Genomic DNA, 19713 nt, shown 5'->3' with positions numbered 1-19713 from the left:
TGCGCCGGCAACACCGCGGACGCCCGGGAGCGCTACTGGGTCACGCGGTAGGCGTCGAAGACGCCGGGAACACCTCGGACGGCCTTGAGGACGCTGTCGAGGTGCTTGGCCTCGGCCATCTCGAACGTGAAGCGGCTCTTCGCGACCCGGTCGCGAGTGGTGGAGAGGTTCGCGCTGAGGATGTCGACGTGGGCGTCGGAGAGCGCCATCGTGATGTCGGAGAGCAGCCGGGCCCGGTCGAGCGCCTCGACCTGGATGTTCACCAGGAAGCTGGACTGGCCGGTCGGCGCCCACTCGACGTCGAGCAGCCGCTCGGACTGCGCCTGCAGGCTCTTGGCGTTGGTGCAGTTCTGCCGGTGCACCGACACTCCCCCGCCCTTGGTCACGAAACCGAGGATCGGGTCGGGCGGCACCGGCGTACAACACTTGGCGAGCTTCACCCACACGTCGGGCGCGCCCTTGACGATCACGCCCGAGTCGCCGCCGGACTGCACCTTGGAGCGGGTACGACGACTGGTGATCGTCACGCCCTCGGCGAGGTCCTCGGCCGCACCGTCGTCGCCGCCGTGCACGTCGATGACCCGGCGCACGACGGCCTGCGCGGACAGGTTGCCCTCACCGACCGCGGCGTACAGGGCCGAGACGTCGGCGAGCTTGAAGTGGACCGCCGCCAGCATCAGCGACTCGTGGGACATGAGCCGCTTGAGCGGCAGCCCCTCCTTGCGCATCAGCTTGGCGATCTGCTCCTTGCCCTGGTCGATCGCCTCCTCGCGCCGCTCCTTGGTGAACCACTGGCGGATCTTGGAGCGGGCGCGCGGCGACTTCACGAAGCCGAGCCAGTCGCGCGACGGGCCGGCGTTGGGGCCCTTGGACGTGAAGACCTCGACGACGTCGCCGTTCTCGAGCGCCGACTCCAGCGGCACGAGGCGGCCGTTGACGCGGGCGCCGATGGTGCGGTGGCCGACCTCGGTGTGCACGGCGTAGGCGAAGTCGACGGGGGTCGCGCCCGTCGGCAGCGCGATCACGTCGCCGCGCGGGGTGAACACGTAGACCTCGGCGCGGTTGATCTCGAAGCGCAGCGACTCCAGGAACTCGCCCGGGTCCTCGAAGTCGTTCTGCCAGTCCAGGAGCTGGCGGACCCACGTCATGTCGTCGAGGTCGCCGGGGCGGTCGGTGTCGACGCCGGCGCGGCCGTCCTCCTTGTACTTCCAGTGCGCGGCAACGCCGTACTCGGCGCGGCGGTGCATGGCGAAGGTCCGGATCTGCAGCTCGACCGGCTTGCCCTGCGGCCCGATCACCGTCGTGTGCAGCGACTGGTACATGTTGAACTTCGGCATCGCGACGTAGTCCTTGAACCGCCCGAGCACCGGGTTCCACCGCGAGTGCAGGACGCCGAGGACGGTGTAGCAGTCGCGGTCGTCGGTGACGAGCACGCGGATGCCGACCAGGTCGTAGATGTCGGAGAACTCCCGGCCGCCGACGATCATCTTCTGGTAGATCGAGTAGTAGTGCTTCGGCCGCCCGGTCACCGACGCCTTGACCTTCGCCTCGCGCAGGTCGGCCTCGACCTGGGCGATCACCTCGGCCAGGAACTGGTCGCGCGACGGCGCCCGCTCGGCCACCATCCGCACGATCTCGTCGTAGATCTTGGGGTGCAGGGTCGCGAACGCGAGGTCCTCGAGCTCCCACTTGATGGTGTTCATGCCGAGCCGGTGGGCCAGCGGCGCGTAGATGTCGAGGGTCTCGCGGGCGACCCGCTCCTGGGTCTCCTGCCGGACGTAGCGCAGCGTCCGCATGTTGTGGAGCCGGTCGGCGAGCTTGATGACCAGCACCCGGATGTCGCGCGACATCGCGACGATCATCTTGCGGATGGTCTCGGCCTGCGCGGAGTCGCCGTACTTGACCTTGTCGAGCTTGGTCACGCCGTCGACGAGCTGGGCGACCTCGTCGCCGAAGTCCTGCCGGACCTGCTCGAGCGTGTACGGCGTGTCCTCGACCGTGTCGTGCAGCAGCGCTGCGGCCAGGGTCGGCTCGGTCATGCCGATGTCGGCGAGGATCGTGGTGACCGCCAGCGGGTGGGTGATGTACGGGTCACCGCTCTTGCGGGTCTGGGTGCCGTGCATCTTCTCGGCGGTCAGGTACGCCCGCTCGAGCAGCGCGAGGTCCGCCTTGGGGTGGTTCGCGCGCACCGACCGGAACAGCGGCTCGAGGACCGGGTTCGTCGTGGACTGCCCGCGAGCGCCCATCCGCGCCAGCCGGGCCCGCATGCTGCGGGTCGACGGCGGCGGCTCCGAGGGAGTCCGGGGCGCGAGCTGCTCCTCCTCGACGGGGGTGGCGGCTCGTTCCTCGGTCACGCTTGCAGTCTAGAGGGGAACGCGAGCCGTCAGACCGTGAGGAGGCAGGTCAGGGGTACGTCGCCGATGGCGTCGCGGCCCGGCAGGAAGCCGAGCTCCATGAGCATCGCCACCGCATGCACCGAACCGCCGCACTGCCCGACCAGGTCCATCGTGGCCCGAGCGGTACCCCCGGTGGCCAGCACGTCGTCGACGAGCAGCACCCGGTCGCCGGGCTGGAGCGCATCCTGGTGCACCTCGAGCGTCGCCTCGCCGTACTCCAGCGCGTAGGAGACGGCGTACGTCGCCCGCGGCAGCTTGCCGGCCTTGCGGACCGGCACGAAGCCCACGCCGAGCGCGAGCGCCACCGGTGCGCCGAGGATGAAGCCGCGCGACTCCATGCCGAGGACCTTGTCGACCACTGGCCGGCCGGAGTCGTCACGACCCGCCGCGGCGAGGGCGTCGATCACCGCCGTCAGCGCCGTGTGGTCGGCGAGCAGCGGGGTGATGTCCTTGAAGAGGATCCCGGGCTCGGGGAAGTCGGGTACGTCGGCGATGAGCGCCAGCGCGCCGTCGAGCCCCGGCCCGGGGTCGCTCACTTCTTGTCCCGCTTCGACTTCGACTGGCGGGTCGGCTGCTGACGCCCGGACGACGGGCTGTCCTTCACCGGACCCCGCGCCTGCGGGGCGATCCGCCCGCTGCCGGCGGCCGGCGGCGGCGTGGTGCTCCGGGTCGTCGTGACCGTGCGCGCGACGGGTGCGTCGTCGGTCGACTCGCCCTCCTCGCCCACCTCGTCGTGGATCGGCATGTCCTCGGTGAACGCCGGGACCGACGCATAGCGGTCGGCGTCGTGCTTGACCCGGGTCTGCGCGCGCCGGTCGGCGATGATGATGTCCGCCTCGCGCGACTTCAGGTGCACCAGGATGCGCGGCGCGATGAACACCGACGAGAAGACGCCGGCGGCCATGCCGACGAACTGTGCGAGCGCCAGGTCCTTCAGCGAGCTCGAGCCGAGCTGCACGGCGCTGACGTACAGGATCGCGCCGATCGGGATGAGCGCCACGATCGAGGTGTTGATCGAGCGGACCAGGGTCTGGTTGACCGCGAGGTTGGTCGCCTGCGCGTAGGTCTGGCGGCCGGTCTTGAGCTCGTGGGTGTTCTCGCGGATCTTGTCGAACACCACGACGGTGTCGTACATCGAGAACCCGAGGATCGCGAGCAGACCGGTGACCGCGGCCGGCGTCACGGGGAAGCCCGAGAGCGCGTAGACGCCGATCGTCAGCAGGATGTCGTGCGCCAGCGCGGCCACGGCGGCGACCGACATCTTCCACTCGCGGAAGTAGCCCCAGATGAACAGGACCACGAGCAGCAGGAAGATGCAGACGCCGAGGATCGCGCGCTTGGCGACCTCCTGGCCCCAGCTCGCGCCGATCTGGGTCTGGGAGATCTGGTCGGAGTCGCTCGGGACGCCAGTGACGTCCTCGATGATCTGGCGCGCCTGGATGTTCTGCGCCTGCGACAGGTCCTCGGTCTGGATCACGATGCTGGTGTCGCCCGCGGTCGTCACGATCGGCTCGGACGTCATGCCGTCCACGCCGGTGCCGATCTCGTCGCGCAGCTCGTCGACGGTGTCCTGGGTGGCGACCTCGGACGACAGGTCACTGACGGTGTACTGGTTACCGCCGGTGAACTCGATGCCGAAGTTCAGTCCCTTGACCAGGATCACCAGGACGGCGAGGCCGACCAGGGTGCCTGAGATCGCGTACCAGAGTGCGCGGCGGCCGACGAAGTCGTAGGACTTGCGGCCCTGGTAGAGGTCGTTGCCGAGCCTCGAGAACTTGCCCATCAGGCCTTGCCTCCCGCCGGAACGTGGTCGATGCCCAGCGTCGAGGCGCTCAGGCCCGACAGCTCACCGCCACCGTTGAAGAACTTGAAGCGCGCCAGCGTCGACACGAGCGGCTTCGTGAACCAGAACAGGATCGCGAGGTCGATCAGCGTGGAGAGACCCAGCGCGAAACCGAAGCCCTTCACGACGCCGGTGGCGAACAGGTAGAGGACCGCCGCGGAGAGCAGCGAGACCACGTTGGCCGCGAGGCGGGTCTTGCGAGCCCGCTTCCAGCCGGTCTCGACGGCGACGCGCATCGACTTGCCTTCGCGCATCTCGTCTCGGATGCGTTCGAAGAAGATGATGAAGGAGTCCGCTGTGACACCCACGCCGATGATCAGACCGGCGATACCGGGCAGCGTCAGCGTGAAGCCGGCCGTGTTGGCCAGCAGCAGCACCATCGCGTAGGTCACTGCGGCCGCCACCAGGAGCGACAGCAGCACGACGAGACCGAGGCCGCGGTAGTAGACGAGGCAGTAGAGCATCACGAGCACCAGGCCGAGCACCGCGGCCGTGAGGCCCGCCTGGAGCTGGTCACCGGCCAGCGACGGGCCGACGTCCTCCGTGGTCGGGTCGTCCTGGAAGTCGACCGGGAGCGCACCGAACTTGAGGCTGGTCGCGAGGCTCGTGGCGCTGGCCTCGTTGAAGCCACCGCTGATCTGGGCGTCGCCGTTCGTGATCACGCCGCTGAACCCGGGCGAGGAGATGACCTGGCCGTCGAGGACCACCGCGAACTGCTGGTCGGTGTTGACCATGTTCTGCGAGAGCTCCTTGAAGACGTCCTTGCCCTCGCCACCGATGCTCAGGTTGACCTGCCAGGCCACCTGACCGGCGGGGACGCCGGCCGTCGCGTCGGTCAGCTCGGTGCCCTCGATCGCGGCCGGCGAGAGGAGGTACTTCACGCCCGCCTCCTCGTCGACACCACAGGTGACCAGCGGCTTGGCCGGGTCGTCGACGACCGGCTCGGTCGACGGGCAGGTGTACGCGTTGTAGGCGTCGATCGAGGCCTGGTCCGGCGCGGCCATGAACTTCAGCGCCTGGCCGGCCCGGTCGTTGGCGTCCACAGGCGCCGCGGTCGGCGAGTCCGACGGGGCCGGGGTCTCCGACGGAGAGGCGGTCGGCGACTCCGAGGGCGAGGCCGAGGGCGACTGCGACGGCTTGCTCGCCGGCTTGTCGCCCTTCTCGTCGTTCTTCTTCTTGTCGGCCACGAGGCCGTACGCCGGGCGGTTCTTCGGGCTCGGCTTGTCCGAGGCCTTCTCCGACGGCTTCGACGACGGCGACTCCGAGGGCTGCTCGGACGGCTGCTCGGTCGGCTGCTGCGTCGCGTCGGGAGCCAGCGGGTCGTTCGTCTCGGGGGCGGTGGCCGTGCCGCACGGGCCGGGAGCGACGCTGCTGCAGGCCACGGTGCGGAAGCGCAGCTGCGCCGTACGCGACACCGTGTCGACCAGGTCACTGCGGTTCTTGCCGGGGATCTCGACCACGATGAAGCGGTCGCCCTGGACCGTCACCTCGGCCTCGCTGACGCCCTTGCCGTTGACGCGCTGGTCGATGATCTTCTGGGCCTCGTCCATCGACTCCTTGTCGGGGTCACCCTCGGCGATCAGCGTGATCCGGGTGCCGCCCTGGAGGTCGAGGCCGAGAGCCGGCTTCCAGTTGCCCCCGATCGCGACCAAGCCGTAGAGGATCGCCACCCCGAGAAGGAAGACGATGAGGACGCGCCCGGGACGGGCCGACCTGCCTGCCATGTCAGTTCTCCTCCGTGCCGGCGGTCTCGCCGGGCTGGTCCTGGTCCTGCTCGACCTCGTCGGGCCGGTCCGTCCTGGTGACGATCGTGCCCACCGCTCCGCGGGCGACCTTGATGGTCACGCCCTCGGCGATCTCGACGAGGACGCTGTCGTCCTCCACCTGCTGCACGGTCGCGAAGACGCCCGACGTCAGCATGATCTCGTCACCGGTGCTCAACGAGGACTGCATGCCACGAAGTTCCTTCTGGCGCCGCTGCTGCGGCCGGATGATGAAGAGCCAGAAGAGCAGCGCGATGCCGATGAGCGGCAAGAACTCCACGACGAAACCTCTCGAACGATATGCAGGGCGCGGCACAGCCCAGACCGGGCGGCCGACGCGCAAGTGTAACCAGCGGGGTGGTCTGGCTCACCAATCGGCAGGCCCCACCGGGTGGGCCGGCCGGGTGGCCGGCGGGCGGGTCAGTCCTCGAAGAGCGTGGCGTCCCCGGTGGCGTTCACCGGCGGAGCGCTCAGCCCGAGGTGCTCCCAGGCCGCCGGGGTCGCGATCCGGCCGCGCGGCGTGCGCGCGAGGAAGCCGTTGCGGACCAGGAACGGCTCCGCGACCTCCTCGACCGTCTCGCGCTCCTCGCCGACCGCGACGGCGAGGGTGGAGATGCCGACCGGTCCCCCGCCGAAGCGGCGGCAGAGCGCGTCGATGACCGCGCGGTCGAGCCGGTCGAGCCCGAGCTCGTCGACCTCGTAGAGGTCCAGCGCCGCCCGCGCGACCGGGAGCGTGACCACCCCCTCGGCGCGGACCTGAGCATAGTCGCGGACCCGACGCAGCAGCCGGTTCGCGATCCGCGGCGTACCGCGCGAGCGCGAGGCGATCTCCGCGGTGCCGTCGGCCTCGACGTCGACGTCGAGCAGCCGCGCCGAGCGCTGCACGATCTGGTCGAGCTCGTCGGGCTCGTAGAACTCCAGGTGGGCGGTGAAGCCGAACCGGTCGCGCAGCGGCCCGGGCAGCAGCCCCGCGCGCGTTGTGGCGCCCACCAGCGTGAACGGCGGGATCTCGAGCGGGATCGCGGTGGCGCCCGGACCCTTGCCGATGACGACGTCGACCCGGAAGTCCTCCATCGCCATGTAGAGCATCTCCTCGGCCGGCCGCGACATCCGGTGGATCTCGTCGACGAAGAGGACGTCGCCCTCGTTCATGCCCGAGAGGATCGCGGCGAGGTCCCCCGCGTGCGTGATCGCCGGGCCACTGGTCAGCCGCAGCGGCGCCTGCATCTCGGCGGCGATGATCATCGAGAGCGTCGTCTTGCCCAGACCGGGCGGACCGGAGAGCAGCACGTGGTCGGGCGCACGACCGCGGCGGCGGGCCGCCTCGAGCACCAGCCCGAGCTGGTCGCGGACCCGGACCTGGCCGACGACCTCCTCCAACGTGCGCGGGCGCAGCGCCGCCTCGACGGCGCGCTCGTCGCCCTCGGCCTCCGCCGCGGTCAGCGAGCGGAAGTGGGTGGTCTCCGCCTCGTCCAGCTCGTCCTCGTGGAATGGCACTGGCTCACGCCCTGCTCAGGGTGCGGAGCGCGGCGCGCAGCAGCGCCGCCACGTCGGGCGCGTCACCGGCCTCGGGCTCGACCGCGTCGAGGGCCTTCTCGGCGTCCTTCACCGACCAGCCCAGGCCGACGAGTCCCTGCTGGACCTGGTCGCGCCACGGCGCGGCCGCAGCCGGCACCGACGCCGACCGGCCGCCGACGGGGGCGCCGATGCGGTCCTTGAGCTCGAGGATGATCCGCTGGGCGCCCTTCTGGCCGATGCCGGGCACCTTGGTGAGCGTCTTGACGTCGTCGCCGGCGATCGCGCGGCGCAGGTCGTCGGGGCTGAGCACCGCCACCATCGCCTGGGCGACCTTCGGCCCGACCCCGGACGCGGTCTGCACGAGCTCGAACGTCTGCTTCTCGTCGTCGTCGACGAACCCGAAGAGGGTCAGCGAGTCCTCGCGCACCACCATCGACGTGGCGAGCGTGGCCTTGGTCCCCGGCCGCAGCGTGGCCAGGGTCCCGGGGGTACACATCAGCTCGAGACCGACTCCCCCGACCTCCAGCACGGCGCTGGAGAGCGTCAGGGCGGCGACCTCGCCACGGACGAACGCGATCACTGCTTTCTCCCTGCCGCGGCCAGCGCCGCATCGATCCGGGCCTGGGCGCCACCGCGCCAGATGTGGGTGATGGCCAGCGCGAGCGCGTCAGCGGCGTCGGCCGGCTTCGGCATCGCGTCGAGACGGAGGATCCGGGTGACCATCGCGCCGACCTGGGCCTTGTCGGCGCGGCCGTTGCCGGACACCGCTGCCTTGACCTCGCTCGGCGTGTGCAGCGCGATCGGCAGGCCGCGCCGCGCCGCGCACACCATCGCGATGCCGCTGGCCTGAGCGGTGCCCATCACGGTGCTGACGTCGGAGCGGGCGAACACCCGCTCCACCGCCACCGCGTCGGGGTGGTACTCGTCGATCCAGGCGTCGATGCCCTTCTCGATGGTCACCAGCCGCTGCGGAACCGGCAGGTCGCTCGACGTACGCAGCACGTTGACGTCGACCAGGGTCAGCGGCCGGCCGACCGTGCCCTCGACCACGCCCATGCCGCAGCGGGTCAGCCCGGGGTCGATCCCCAGCACGCGCATCCGATGCCCTTCTGTCCGAACAGGTGTTCGGAGGTCACGCTATCCAGCCGCTCCCCCGGATGCCCGGAGGACACGCCCGAGGGGGTAGTCCCTGACCTTTCGGGCCACACAACCCGCTCGAGACCCCGGAAACGTCAGGGACTATCCCAAATCAGGCGTCGATCGCCTCGAGGACCTCGTCGGGGATGTCGGCGTTGCTGAAGACGTTCTGCACGTCGTCGCAGTCGTCGACGGCGTCGACCAGGCGGAACACCTTGCCGGCCACCTCGACCTCACCGACCGGGATGTCCATCGTCGCGACGAACTGGACCTCGGCCGACTCGTAGTCGATGCCGGCGGCCTGCAGCGCCGTACGCACGGCGACGACGTCGCCGGCCTCGGACTGGATCTCGAAGCTGTCACCGAGGTCGTTGACGTCCTCGGCGCCGGCGTCGAGGGTCGCCTCGAGGACGTCGTCCTCGGTGACCTCCCACGGCTGACCGCCGCGCTCCTGGCTCTTCTCGATCACCACGACGCCCTTGCGGGTGAACAGGCGCGAGACCGAGCCGGGGTCGGCCATCGTGCCGCCGTTGCGGGTGACCGCGGTCCGGACCTCCATCGCTGCCCGGTTGCGGTTGTCGGTCAGGCACTCGACCAGCAGGGCCACGCCCTGCGGGCCGTAGACCTCGTACATGATCGTCTCGTAGTTGACGCCGCCGCCGTCGAGGCCGCCGCCGCGCTTGACCGCGGAGTCGATGTTCTTGTTCGGCACCGACTGCTTCTTCGCCTTCTGGATGGCGTCGTACAGCGTCGGGTTGCCGGAGGGGTCGGGGCCACCCATCTTCGCCGCGATCTCGATGTTCTTGATCAGCTTGGCGAACAGCTTGCCGCGCTTGGCGTCGATCGCGGCCTTCTTGTGCTTCGTGGTCGCCCACTTGGAGTGGCCAGACATGCGTCCCTCTTCTTCTCAGCTCCGAACCAGGTCCACGAACAAGCGGTGGACCCGGGCGTCGCCACCCACCTCGGGATGGAACGACGTCGCCATCAGCGAACCCTGACGGACCGCGACGATCCTACCCGCGGCCTCAGCGTGCTCGACACGAGCGAGCACCTCCACCGTGTCCCCCACCGACTCGACCCACGGCGCGCGGATGAAGATCGCGTGCACCTTCTCGTCGAGCCCGGCGAAGTCGACGTCGTCCTCGAACGAGTCGACCTGCCGGCCGAACGCGTTGCGCCGGACCGTGATGTCCAGGCCCCCGAGCGTCTCCTGGTCGCGGGTGCCGCCCTCGATCCGGTCGGCGAGCATGATCATCCCGGCGCAGGTCCCGAACGCCGGCATGCCCTCCTTGAGCCGCTGTCGGATCGGCTCGAACAGGTCGAAGGTGCGGGCCAGCTTGGCCATCGTCGTGGACTCGCCCCCGGGGATCACGAGCCCGTCGCACGCCTCCAGCTCGGAGGTACGACGCACGCGCAGCGCCGAGACTCCGAGCGCCTCGATCGCGCTGACGTGCTCGCGCACGTCGCCCTGGACGGCGAGGACGCCGATCGTCGTGGTCACGACGGTTCATCCTAGGGACCGCTCCCGACTTATCCTCATCGGCGTGAGAGCAGCACTCGTCGCCGCCGCCCTGAGCGTGCTGCTCGCCGTCCCCGCGGCCGCGAACACCGCTGCGACCAGCGCCTCGCAGCGCCGGATCGACGGCTGGCAGACGACCACGCCGGCGAAGGCCGGGTTCCGCGCGGCCCGCCTCGACGAGATCGCGGCCGACGCGAAGGCGAAGGACAGCACCTGCCTCGCGGTGGTCCGCGACGACCGGCTGGTGGCCGACTGGAACTGGGGCACCCGGCGCACCACCCCGCGCGAGGTCTTCTCGGTGACGAAGTCGATCACGAGCGCGCTGGTCGGGATCGCGTTGCGCGACGGCGACCTGGCGCTCGCCGACCCGGTCGCCCGCTACGTCCCCTCCTGGCGGGGCACGGACTCGGCGTCGGTCACGGTCCGCAACCTGCTCAGCAACGACAGCGGCCGGTTCTGGTCGCTCGACAGCGACTACGTCCAGCTCACCCAGGCGGCCGACCGGACGGCGTTCGCCGTCGGGCTGGGCCAGCAGTTCGCGCCCGGGACGGCGTGGGCGTACAACAACGCCGCCATCCAGGTCCTCGACCGCGTGCTGCGGAAGGCGACCGGCGTCCCGACGCACGAGTACGCCGCCGACCGGCTCTTCGGTCCGCTCGGCATGACCCACACCCGGATGACCACGAGCGCCACCGGCACGTCGACCAACACCTACTTCGGCGCCCAGACCACCTGCCTCGACCTCGCCCGGTTCGCCCAGCTCTACCTCCGCCACGGCAAGGCCGGCGGCACGCGGATCCTCGACCGGTCGTACGTCGCCGCCTCCACCGGCCGGTCGTCCACGGAGCTGAACGCCGGCTACGGCTACCTGTGGTGGGTCAACCGGTCCGGGCTGCTGCGCGGCGCGACGGATGCGGTCGACGCCCAGGGCCAGCCGCTCGAGCCGCACGTCGGCCAGCTCGTGCCCGACGCGGACCCGACGCTCTTCTCCGCCATCGGCCTCGGCGGCCAGGTCGCGATGGTCGACCGCACGTCCGGCACGATCGTCGTCCGGATCGGCGCCTGGAAGACCGAGGGCGCGGCGTTCGGCCTGCGCGACGCCGCCCGGGTCGTCACCTGGGCCCTCAGCTGAGCGTGAAGGCGATCGCGGTGGTCGTGACGTTCTGCCAGCTGTCGGTCACGGTGACCGTGAGCGTGTAGGAGCCGACGCCGGAGTTCGGGTAGACGGTCCCCGTCGTCGCAGAGGAGTAGAAGGTCAGCTGGTTGTTGTAGACCGTGGACTGCGCCGGGATCTGGTTGCAGGTCGCGACCCAGTTCGAGCCGTTGAAGCAGGTCACCGTGGCGCCCTGGGTGCGCCGGAGCACGTAGGTGACGCTGGAGATCGTGGAGGCGTCCTCGATCGTCCCGCAGAACGACACGTCGGCGGTGCAACCGGACGCTCCGACGATGTAGGCGCGCTGCGCGGTTGGTGTGCGGGTCACCCCGTCCGGGGCGTGGATGTCGACCACGGCGGGCGTCGCGTCGCCGCAGACCGGCTGAGCGGCCGCGCTGGCTCCCGTGCGGAACTTCCAGGTCGTGCTCGGGCCGGTCCAGGTCGCGGCGGCCTGGAGTCGCGGAGCCGCGGTGACCGTCACGACCTTGTTCTGGTTCGCGGGCGTGCTGGGGTTGTAGCGGACCCGCAGCTCCCAGGTCGTGCCGAGGTCGACGGCGCTCGAGGTCGCGCCGCTCAGGTTGGTCGAGGCGGTGTAGACGAGCCGGGGCAGGTTCGTCGCGTTGTCCGGCCAGGTGAGGTTCACGCCGCGCGAGGAGTTGGTGCCCGGCGAGAGCACGGCGCAGGTGTTGCCGTTGGGTGCCGGCACCGTGTACGCCGCCTGCGTGGTGCCCGAGACGGTCGCCGGGTCGGTGAACGCCGCCAGCGTCGGCTCCGCGGAGCCGGCCACCCAGCCGCCGGCGACGACCGTGGCCGCCGTGATCGGCAGCGCGAGCGCCGGCCGCGTGGACCGGGCACGGCGGGGCGCGGTCTTCCTCCGCCGCCCGCCCGTGCTCCGCGAGGGCACCAGGGCTCGCGCGAGCACGAGGACCGGCGAGCGCCGGCTCCGGCGACGCGGCCCGCCCACGCGGTGCCGGCCGACGACCACCGGGGTGGTCGTCTCCCGGCGGCGCGCGCCCGCGACCCGGTGCCCGGCGGTGGCCGGGCGACGCACGAGGATCGACAGCAGGGCGGCGGCGTACAACCCCAGCGAGAAGAGCCCGAGCGGGCTGGCCAGCCAGCTGAGGACGTACCCGACCTCCGGGACCGAGAACAGGACGACGTCGGCGCCCTCCACGCGGTACGGCGACGCATCGACCGCCTGGTTCGCGTCGCCCTTGAGGAGCAGCGTCGCGGACCCCTGGTCCTGCTGGACCGAGACGATGCGGTGGGTGACCCGTTGGCCGGCCGGGGTCGGCACGGAGACGATGTCCCCGACGCCCAGGTCGGCGGCCGGGACCGTGCGCGCGATCGCGAGCGCCCCGGTGTCGATCGTCGGACTCATCGAGCCCGACAGGAACACCAGCGGCCGGACCCCGAAGGCGAACCCGGCGAGCATGACGGCGAGGCAGAGCACGCCCGCGACGGCGCCGAGCGTGAGGGCGAGCTGTTTCAGGAGCGCAGTGACGCGCCGTGGCCGCTTCCTCACGCGAGCTCCGAGGTCGCGTTGAAGGTGATGACGACGTCGGTCGTGGCGCCTTGGAGCGAGGTCGAGGCGGCGGCGTCCAGGGTGATCTGGACGCAGATCGACTCGCTCGCACCGGCGGCCAGGAGCCGGCCGGTGGAGAGCAGCGACCCGTTGAGCGCGGTCGCGGAGCCCGTGAGGGGCGTACCCCCGCACGTCATCGCGGGCGCGGAGCCGGTCGCGGTCGCCGCCCCGGTGACCTTGACGACCAGGCTGCCGCGCAGGTTCTTGCCGTCGGCGTTGGTGGCGGTCGTGACCGCGGTGTACTTCAGCGGCGCGGTGCCGCCGTTCTTGATGGTGAGCACCCCGGCCATCGAGCTGCCCGGGACCATGGTGGAGAGGTTGAGCGTGGTGTAGCCGGTGACCGTGTCGAGGTTGTTGGCCTTCAGGTCGATCGTCCCGGCCGTGAACTTCGCGCCACTCACCGCGACGGCGTCTGACCAGTAGGCGAAGGTGCCCGAGACGAAGGCGGTGAGCACGACCCCGAGCCCGAGCGCGGCCCGCACGCGGGCGGACGCCAGCCCCCGCCGCAGCCGTGGCTGCAGCGAGCGGCGACGCTGCCCGCGTCGAGTACCCGTGCTCGTCATCGTCTCTACGCCTTCCTCCGGCCTCCGCCGGTGGTGCCGACCGGATGGGTCCGTCGGCGTCGGTCACGCAACGCGCTGCCGAACTGGGTGAGCGCGTAGCTGATCAGCCCCAGCGCCAGCGCGCCGTAGATGAGTCCCCGCTGCTGCTGGCTGACGACCGCGGAGACGTGTCCCAGCATCGGGACGCCGTACCAGAGCCGGCCACGCAGCTGGGCGGGCTGGACCCACAGCTTGTCGGCCGTGGGGTTCGCATCGCCCTGCGTCTGCCAGCGCACCTGGCCGTCGCCGTCGTAGCCGACCGCGACCACCCGGTGCGTCACCACCGTCGGGTCACCCGAGCGCAGCTGGTAGGTGATCACGTCACCGACCCTGACCGCGTTCGCGTCGACCGGCTGGATGGCGACCATCGTGCCCGGGGGCAGGTGCGGCCGCATCGACCCTGTCTCGATCACGTACGTCAAGGCTCCCGCCGCGCGGGGGACGATCAGCGACGCCATCAGCATCGCGCCGATCCCGAACATCACGAACCAGGACACGACCTTCCCCATCCAGGACAGTAAGCCGCGTCGGCGACGGGGCGGCCTGCCCTGGACCGGGGACTCGATCTCAGGGGCGAGAACAGCCAACGGACTACGCGTTGTCGTGGGTCTGCGTGGCGGTCACGACGATGTCGTCGAGGATCGCCTGGAGCGCCGGACCGCCCAGCGGGCTGTTCGAGTCGTTGTCCGTGCCCGTGCCGTACGGGAAGTCCACGCTGATCGCGGCCCGGATGACGTAGGTGCCCGCGGCGGTGATCGGCGCGTAGGCCTGGCCGTCGACGAGGAAGTCCACGTCCGGGACGAGCTCCTCGGTCAGGCCGGTGGCGGAGCCGGCACCCCACTCGGCCGTCTCGAACGCCAGCGTGGCGCCGATGTGGCTGCCGACGAGGTTGAGCGTGATGTCGCAGACCTTGGTGAGCGTGTCGCCCGGGACGACGGTGTCGCTGGCGGGGTTGAAGGTGGCGTTGGTGCCGTCGAACTGCCAGCCGTGCGTGCCCGCGACGACGTCGTCGGCGCAGTCGGGGACGCTCATGTCGAGCGTTCCGGACTCGATGCTGTCGCCGGTGACGGTCGAGTCACCGGTCCAGTACGCGAGCGAGCCGGCGCCACCGAACAGCAGCGACCCACCGGCAACGGCGGCAAGCGCGCCCTTGGTGGTCTTCTTCATGACGATTCCTTCAAGTTCTCAACTGGGGGAAGGCCCACGAAGGGGCCAATTGGGAGAACTCGTCGGCCGCATAGACGAAAACCGAAGGAAATACCGGACGACTCGCCGACGTCCCGCCCATTTGGACGGCAATTGGACGAGAGGTCTAGACAGAAATCGGGTGGACATCCGCCATTCCTGGCGGTTATCCACCCGATCTCGGGAGGTGCGGTTAGCGGCGGTTCACCAGCCGCGCTCGGAGAGGCGGTGCGGCTGCGGGATCTCGTCGACATTGATGCCGACCATCGCCTCGCCCAGGCCGCGGGAGACCTTTGCGACCACGTCGGGGTCGTCGTAGAAAGTCGTCGCCTTCACAATGGCCTCGGCCCGCTGCGCGGGATTTCCGGACTTGAAGATTCCGGAACCCACGAAAACACCTTCCGCGCCCAGCTGCATCATCATCGCGGCGTCCGCAGGGGTGGCAATACCGCCCGCGGTGAACAGCACCACGGGGAGCTTGCCGCGCTCGGCGACCTCCTTGACCAGGTCGTACGGCGCCTGCAGCTCCTTCGCGGCGACGTACAGCTCGTCCCCCTCCAGCGCCCCGAGTCGGCGGATCTCGCGGCGGATCGTGCGCATGTGGGTCACGGCGTTCGACACGTCGCCGGTGCCGGCCTCGCCCTTCGAGCGGATCATCGCCGCACCCTCGGTGATGCGGCGCAGCGCCTCACCCAGGTTGGTCGCACCGCACACGAACGGGACCGTGAAGGCCCACTTGTCGATGTGGTTGGCGTAGTCGGCCGGGGTCAGCACCTCGGACTCGTCGATGTAGTCCACCCCGAGCGACTGCAGCACCTGCGCCTCGGCGAAGTGGCCGATCCGGGCCTTGGCCATCACCGGGATCGAGACCGCCTCGATGATGCCGTCGATCATGTCCGGGTCGCTCATCCGCGACACGCCGCCCTGGGCCCGGATGTCGGCGGGCACCCGCTCCAGCGCCATCACCGCGACCGCCCCGGCGTCCTCGGCGATCTTGGCCTGCTCGGCGTTGACGACGTCCATGATCACGCCGCCCTTGAGCATCTCGGCCATCCCGCGCTTCACGCGGGTGGTGCCGGTGCTGGTCTCGGCGTTCTCGGGGGTCTCGGGGGTGCTGTGCGACATGCTCAGATCGTAGTCCGAGCCTCTGCCAGGGCTTGCTTCCGGACCACCCAAACGCGCTGCCCCACGGTGATCGTGGAGGCGATCGCGAGCGCCCAGAGGGTGATGTAGAGCAGGATCGGGAGGTCCAGGACGTCGCTGAAGAACGTCATCACCAGGATCGCGACCAGCCGGTCGGCCCGCTCGGCGATGCCGACCTTCACGTCGAACCCGAGGGTCTCGCCGCGGGAGCGGGCGTACGACGTCACCGCGCCCATGAGCAGGCAGACCAGCGTCAGCACCAGGTAGAGCTTGCTGGGCTCCTCCCACGCGAAGTACAGCGCCAGGCCGATGAAGATCGCACCGTCTCCGATCCGGTCCAGCGTGGAGTCCCAGAAGGCGCCGAACTTGCTCACCCGGCCGCTGGTGCGGGCCATGTAGCCGTCGAGGAGGTCGCTGAACACGAACGCGGTGATCACGAGGACACCGATCCACAGCTCTCCCTGCGGGAAGAACACCAGGGCGCCGGCAGACACGCCGAGCGTGCCGACGAGCGTGACGGCGTCCGGGCTGACGCCGAGGCGGAGCAGCAGGTGGGCGATCGGCGAGATGACCTTCGTGAAGAAGGCGCGGAAACGTTCCATCATGGCGGCAGCAGAGTACCGGTCAGACCGGCTGCGGGACGGCCTGCGGGTGCTCCAGCACCGGCGCGAACGCCAGCTCGGCGGCCCCGATCAGCGGTGAGTCGCCGCCGAGGCCGGCCGAGCGGATCACGACGTCCTCGCGGGGCGACATCATCGGCCCGCTGTCGATGGCGGCGTCCACGCGCTCCTCCGCGGCCCGCCAGACCTGCGCGAGAGTGCCGCCGAGCACCACGATCTCGGGGTTGAAGAGGTTCACGATGGCGCGGATCCCGACCCCGCACCACTCGGCGACGTCGTTGACCGCCGCCTCGGCGCGGGCCTCCCCCGCCTTGGCCGCGCTGATCACCTCGGCGACCGCCGGGGGTCCGCCGCCTGCCAACCGGCCGGCGTGCCGCAGGAGCACGTTCTCGCCGACCTTGGTCTCCCAGCAGCCGACCGCGCCGCAGCGGCAGACCGGCCCGGCGCTGTCGACGGGCATGTGGCCGACCTCGCCGGCGTACCCGCTCGCGCCGCCCAGCGGGCGGCCGCCGAGCAGGAAGCCGCCGCCGATACCGACGCTGGCGTTGAGGTAGGCGACGTCGGCGTACCCGACCGCCACGCCCCGCAGGTGCTCGGCGAGCACGCCGAGGTTGGCGTCGTTCCCGGTCACGACCGGCCGTCCGAGCCGCTGCGCAAGGAGGTCCGTGAACGGCTCGTCGACCCACCCGAGGTTCGGGGCGAACCTGACCACCCCGTCGCTCGCCCGAACCGCGCCCGGCACGGCCACCCCGATGCCGAGGCACCGGACCCCGGGAGCGGCGCCGAGCACGTCCTCGACCATCTGGGCCACGGCGTCGACCACGTGGGCGACGTCGTGCTCCCCGCGCTGGTGGCCGCGGGTACGCCGGGCGAGGACCTCGCCGCCGAGGCCCACCAGGGCCACGGCGATCCGGTCCACGCCGACGTCCGCGGCCACCACCACGTTGTCCTCGCGAGGGACCACGAGGTGGGAAGGGCGCCCGGAGCGCCCTGCCACCGCCGCGGTCTGCTCGGAGACCAGCGCGAGGCTCTGCAGCTCACCGGTGAGCGCACCGATGGTGCTCCGGTTGAGTCCGAGCTGCTTGGTGAGCACCGCGCGGGTGGTCGGGCCGTGCGTGTGCACCGTCTGGAGGATGGCGCGCAGGTTCGCGCGCCGGAGCTCCTCGGTGCCGACGCCGGTCGGGGTGGGCATGTCTGCTCCTGTCAGATCCGCCCGCTTGCAGCGGCTCGGCGACGGCTGATGGCGTCGACGCTGGCCGCCACGAGCAGCACCAGACCGGTCACGATGTACTTCCGGCTGTCGGGCTGGTTCATCAGGCCCATGCCGTTGGCGATGACCGCGATGACGGTGCCACCGATGACGGCGTCGACGACGCGCCCCTTGCCACCGAAGAGGCTCGTGCCACCGATGACGGCCGCGCCGACGGCGTAGAGCAGGGTCGGGCCGCCACCGGAGACGTTGTTCACGCCACCGCTGAAGCTCGCGAGCATCAGTCCGCCCACCGCCGCGACGGTGGAGCAGATCATGAAGCAGCTGAGCTGGACGAACTTGACGTTGATGCCGGCGCGGCGCGCCGCCTCCATGTTGCCGCCGACGGCGTAGACGTGGCTACCCCACCGGGTGCGGCCCAGCAGCACGCTGAGCACGATCGCGAGACCGATGATGATGATGAGCGCGATCGGCACACCTGAGATCGACCTGATCTGCGGGTTCGGGCTGCGCTCGATCGACAGGTAGAACACCACCAGGAAGGCCACGACTGCGAGGCTTCCCGACTTCAGCGCCCAGAGCAGGTCCGGCTCGCTCGTCAGTCCGTTGGCCCGACGCCGCCTGTTGCTCACGAACGTCAGCACCGCGTAGGCGCCGACGAGCACCGCCGCGATGACCCAGCCGAGCCAGACCGGGAGGGTGTCGCTGTTGAGCTTCGCGATGAAGTCGCCCGAGTTGACCGATCCCCGCTCGCCGACGAGCGTCAGCACGACGCCCTGCAGCGCGAGGAACGTGGACAGGGTCACGATGAACGACGGGATCCCGAGCCGGGAGACGATCACGCCATGGAAGGCCCCCACCGCCGTGCCGGCGAGGAGTCCCGCCACGATGGCCAAGGCGGTGTTCCAGTCGTGGTTGGTGAGCAGGACGGACGTCACGGCCGCGGCCATGCCGGCGGTGACCCCGGCCGCGAGGTCGATCTCGCCGAGCAGGAGCACGAAGACGAGCCCCATCGCGATGATCGTGACGCCGGCCGACTGCTGGATCAGGTTCTCGAAGTTGAAGGCCGTGGTGAAGCTCTCGGGTCGCAGGATCGAGAAGCCGGCGACGAGCGCGACCAGCCCGAGGATCGCGGGCAGCGAACCGACGTCGCCACCCCGGATCTTGGCGACGTAGTCCTTCCAGAGGGTGCTCGCGGAGTCCTCAGGACTCACGTCATGGATGTCGTCGGTGGTGGTGACACTCATGCCGCGTCCCCCCTGTTCAGCTCACCGGTCGTGATCGCGGTGACGATCCGGTCCCGGGTGGTGGAGGCGACCTCGATCTGGGCGACCATCTGGCCGAGGTAGAGGACCGCGACGTCGTCGGCGACCTCGAAGACGTCGTTGAGGTTGTGACTGATCAGCACGACCCCGAGGCCGCGATCCGCGAGGCGACGGACCAGCTTCAGGACCTGCTCGGTCTGGGCGACGCCCAGGGCCGCGGTCGGCTCGTCGAGGATGACGATCTTGGAGTTCCAGAGAACGGCGCGCGCGATGGCGACCGTCTGCCGCTGGCCACCCGAGAGCGAGGCGACGCGCGTCCGCACCGACTTCAGCGTGCGAACCGAGAGGCCGTCGAGCGTCTCGCGGGCCTTGGCCTCCATGGCGTCCTCGTCCACGAAGCCGTTCTTCGTGATCTCACGGCCGAGGTACATGTTGTGGACGACGTCCAGGTTGTCGCACAGCGCGAGGTCCTGGTAGACGACCTCGATGCCCAGCCCGTTGGAGTCGCGGGGGCTCTTCACGTGGACGGCGCTGCCCTCGAACGTGTAGTCGCCGTCGTCGAACGGGTGGATGCCGGCGATCCCCTTGATCAGGGTGCTCTTCCCCGCTCCGTTGTCGCCGACCAGCGCGGTCACGCGACCGGGCCGGACGGTCAGGTCGACGCCGCGCAGCACGTGCACGGCGCCGAAGGTCTTATGCACGCCGCGCAGCTCCAGCAGCGGCTCTTCACTCGACATTTTGCATAGCCCTTCTGGGTCTGGAAGGTGAGAGCGG

Annotated in this window: 20 protein-coding genes; 1 reads left to right on the top strand and 19 read right to left on the bottom strand. The window is 70.5% G+C overall.

Annotated features, from left to right (window positions below; translation table 11 throughout):
• Positions 1-32 precede the first annotated feature (32 nt).
• From MJ604_RS17675 to pdxT, 10 genes are all read right to left on the bottom strand, one after another.
• Positions 33-2267 carry a bifunctional (p)ppGpp synthetase/guanosine-3',5'-bis(diphosphate) 3'-pyrophosphohydrolase gene (locus tag MJ604_RS17675; RefSeq protein WP_243059992.1) on the bottom strand — a complete coding sequence of 745 codons (2235 nt, stop codon included), beginning with the start codon at positions 2265-2267 and terminating at the stop codon, positions 33-35.
• Between the two features lie 116 nt (positions 2268-2383).
• On the bottom strand, positions 2384-2932 hold the full coding sequence (locus MJ604_RS17670; protein ID WP_243059868.1) for an adenine phosphoribosyltransferase: 549 nt from the start codon (positions 2930-2932) through the stop codon (positions 2384-2386).
• Positions 2929-4179: a protein translocase subunit SecF gene (gene secF / locus MJ604_RS17665; RefSeq protein ID WP_243059866.1), complete on the bottom strand. Its 1251-nt coding sequence runs from the start codon at positions 4177-4179 to the stop codon at positions 2929-2931. Before secF ends, MJ604_RS17670 begins: the two co-directional genes overlap by 4 nt.
• Positions 4179-5963, bottom strand: coding sequence for a protein translocase subunit SecD (gene secD, locus MJ604_RS17660; protein ID WP_243059864.1), 1785 nt, complete (start codon positions 5961-5963; stop codon positions 4179-4181). The genes secF and secD overlap by 1 nt, the downstream gene beginning before the upstream one ends.
• A gap of 1 nt (position 5964) precedes the next feature.
• Positions 5965-6282, bottom strand: coding sequence for a preprotein translocase subunit YajC (yajC, locus tag MJ604_RS17655; protein WP_243059863.1), 318 nt, complete (start codon positions 6280-6282; stop codon positions 5965-5967).
• 140 nt (positions 6283-6422) lie between these two features.
• Positions 6423-7499 carry a Holliday junction branch migration DNA helicase RuvB gene (gene ruvB / locus MJ604_RS17650; protein WP_243059862.1) on the bottom strand — a complete coding sequence of 359 codons (1077 nt, stop codon included), beginning with the start codon at positions 7497-7499 and terminating at the stop codon, positions 6423-6425.
• A gap of 4 nt (positions 7500-7503) precedes the next feature.
• A complete protein-coding gene (ruvA, locus tag MJ604_RS17645; protein WP_243059861.1) occupies positions 7504-8100 on the bottom strand; it encodes a Holliday junction branch migration protein RuvA in 597 nt (198 codons plus the stop codon).
• Complete coding sequence (ruvC, locus tag MJ604_RS17640) at positions 8097-8618, bottom strand: crossover junction endodeoxyribonuclease RuvC (protein ID WP_243059859.1); 522 nt, start codon at positions 8616-8618, stop codon at positions 8097-8099. The genes ruvA and ruvC overlap by 4 nt, the downstream gene beginning before the upstream one ends.
• A 151-nt stretch (positions 8619-8769) precedes the next feature.
• Positions 8770-9549 (bottom strand): YebC/PmpR family DNA-binding transcriptional regulator, encoded by a 780-nt coding sequence (locus MJ604_RS17635; protein WP_243059858.1) that lies wholly within the window; start codon positions 9547-9549, stop codon positions 8770-8772.
• Between the two features lie 15 nt (positions 9550-9564).
• Positions 9565-10158, bottom strand: coding sequence for a pyridoxal 5'-phosphate synthase glutaminase subunit PdxT (gene pdxT, locus MJ604_RS17630; protein ID WP_243059856.1), 594 nt, complete (start codon positions 10156-10158; stop codon positions 9565-9567).
• A 43-nt stretch (positions 10159-10201) separates the two neighbouring features.
• Here pdxT and MJ604_RS17625 point away from each other — a divergent pair, with 43 nt between their 5' ends.
• On the top strand, positions 10202-11308 hold the full coding sequence (locus tag MJ604_RS17625) for a serine hydrolase (RefSeq protein ID WP_243059855.1): 1107 nt from the start codon (positions 10202-10204) through the stop codon (positions 11306-11308).
• On the opposite strand, the gene MJ604_RS17620 is transcribed toward MJ604_RS17625, so the two are convergent.
• The 9 genes from MJ604_RS17620 to MJ604_RS17580 form a co-directional block, all read right to left on the bottom strand.
• Positions 11301-12854, bottom strand: a complete 1554-nt coding sequence (locus tag MJ604_RS17620; RefSeq protein ID WP_243059853.1) for a signal peptidase I — start codon at positions 12852-12854, stop codon at positions 11301-11303. The two genes, MJ604_RS17625 and MJ604_RS17620, sit on opposite strands and share 8 nt — an antisense overlap.
• Positions 12851-13477 (bottom strand): TasA family protein, encoded by a 627-nt coding sequence (locus MJ604_RS17615; RefSeq protein ID WP_243059851.1) that lies wholly within the window; start codon positions 13475-13477, stop codon positions 12851-12853. Before MJ604_RS17615 ends, MJ604_RS17620 begins: the two co-directional genes overlap by 4 nt.
• Before the next feature lie 5 nt (positions 13478-13482).
• A complete protein-coding gene (locus MJ604_RS17610) occupies positions 13483-14025 on the bottom strand; it encodes a signal peptidase I (protein WP_243059849.1) in 543 nt (180 codons plus the stop codon).
• Between the two features lie 82 nt (positions 14026-14107).
• Positions 14108-14683, bottom strand: coding sequence for an alternate-type signal peptide domain-containing protein (locus MJ604_RS17605; RefSeq protein ID WP_243059848.1), 576 nt, complete (start codon positions 14681-14683; stop codon positions 14108-14110).
• A 222-nt stretch (positions 14684-14905) separates the two neighbouring features.
• A complete protein-coding gene (gene pdxS, locus MJ604_RS17600) occupies positions 14906-15826 on the bottom strand; it encodes a pyridoxal 5'-phosphate synthase lyase subunit PdxS (protein ID WP_243059846.1) in 921 nt (306 codons plus the stop codon).
• A 2-nt stretch (positions 15827-15828) separates the two neighbouring features.
• Positions 15829-16449, bottom strand: a complete 621-nt coding sequence (gene pgsA / locus MJ604_RS17595; RefSeq protein WP_243059843.1) for a phosphatidylinositol phosphate synthase — start codon at positions 16447-16449, stop codon at positions 15829-15831.
• 19 nt (positions 16450-16468) lie between these two features.
• On the bottom strand, positions 16469-17656 hold the full coding sequence (locus MJ604_RS17590; RefSeq protein WP_243059841.1) for an ROK family protein: 1188 nt from the start codon (positions 17654-17656) through the stop codon (positions 16469-16471).
• Between the two features lie 11 nt (positions 17657-17667).
• Positions 17668-18921: a sugar ABC transporter permease gene (locus MJ604_RS17585; protein ID WP_243059840.1), complete on the bottom strand. Its 1254-nt coding sequence runs from the start codon at positions 18919-18921 to the stop codon at positions 17668-17670.
• A complete protein-coding gene (locus tag MJ604_RS17580; RefSeq protein ID WP_243059839.1) occupies positions 18918-19676 on the bottom strand; it encodes an ATP-binding cassette domain-containing protein in 759 nt (252 codons plus the stop codon). Before MJ604_RS17580 ends, MJ604_RS17585 begins: the two co-directional genes overlap by 4 nt.
• Between the last annotated feature and the right edge of the window lie 37 nt (positions 19677-19713).

The organism is Nocardioides sp. SR21, assembly GCF_022761125.1.
Lineage (GTDB): Bacteria > Actinomycetota > Actinomycetes > Propionibacteriales > Nocardioidaceae > Nocardioides.
This window is presented reverse-complemented; position numbering and strand designations above follow the sequence as displayed.

Bases quoted from the DNA above. Each gene is read 5' to 3' on its own strand.
- MJ604_RS17615 (WP_243059851.1), bottom strand. From the start codon at position 13,477: ATGACGAGCACGGGTACTCGACGCGGGCAGCGTCGCCGCTCGCTGCAG.
- MJ604_RS17605 (WP_243059848.1), bottom strand. From the start codon at position 14,683: ATGAAGAAGACCACCAAGGGCGCGCTTGCCGCCGTTGCCGGTGGGTCG.
- pgsA (WP_243059843.1), bottom strand. From the start codon at position 16,449: ATGATGGAACGTTTCCGCGCCTTCTTCACGAAGGTCATCTCGCCGATC.
- MJ604_RS17580 (WP_243059839.1), bottom strand. From the start codon at position 19,676: ATGTCGAGTGAAGAGCCGCTGCTGGAGCTGCGCGGCGTGCATAAGACC.
- pdxS (WP_243059846.1), bottom strand. From the start codon at position 15,826: ATGTCGCACAGCACCCCCGAGACCCCCGAGAACGCCGAGACCAGCACC.
- MJ604_RS17585 (WP_243059840.1), bottom strand. From the start codon at position 18,921: ATGAGTGTCACCACCACCGACGACATCCATGACGTGAGTCCTGAGGAC.
- MJ604_RS17590 (WP_243059841.1), bottom strand. From the start codon at position 17,656: ATGCCCACCCCGACCGGCGTCGGCACCGAGGAGCTCCGGCGCGCGAAC.
- secF (WP_243059866.1), bottom strand. From the start codon at position 4,179: ATGGGCAAGTTCTCGAGGCTCGGCAACGACCTCTACCAGGGCCGCAAG.
- MJ604_RS17635 (WP_243059858.1), bottom strand. From the start codon at position 9,549: ATGTCTGGCCACTCCAAGTGGGCGACCACGAAGCACAAGAAGGCCGCG.
- secD (WP_243059864.1), bottom strand. From the start codon at position 5,963: ATGGCAGGCAGGTCGGCCCGTCCCGGGCGCGTCCTCATCGTCTTCCTT.
- MJ604_RS17610 (WP_243059849.1), bottom strand. From the start codon at position 14,025: ATGGGGAAGGTCGTGTCCTGGTTCGTGATGTTCGGGATCGGCGCGATG.
- ruvC (WP_243059859.1), bottom strand. From the start codon at position 8,618: ATGCGCGTGCTGGGGATCGACCCCGGGCTGACCCGCTGCGGCATGGGC.
- MJ604_RS17675 (WP_243059992.1), bottom strand. From the start codon at position 2,267: ATGCGGGCCCGGCTGGCGCGGATGGGCGCTCGCGGGCAGTCCACGACG.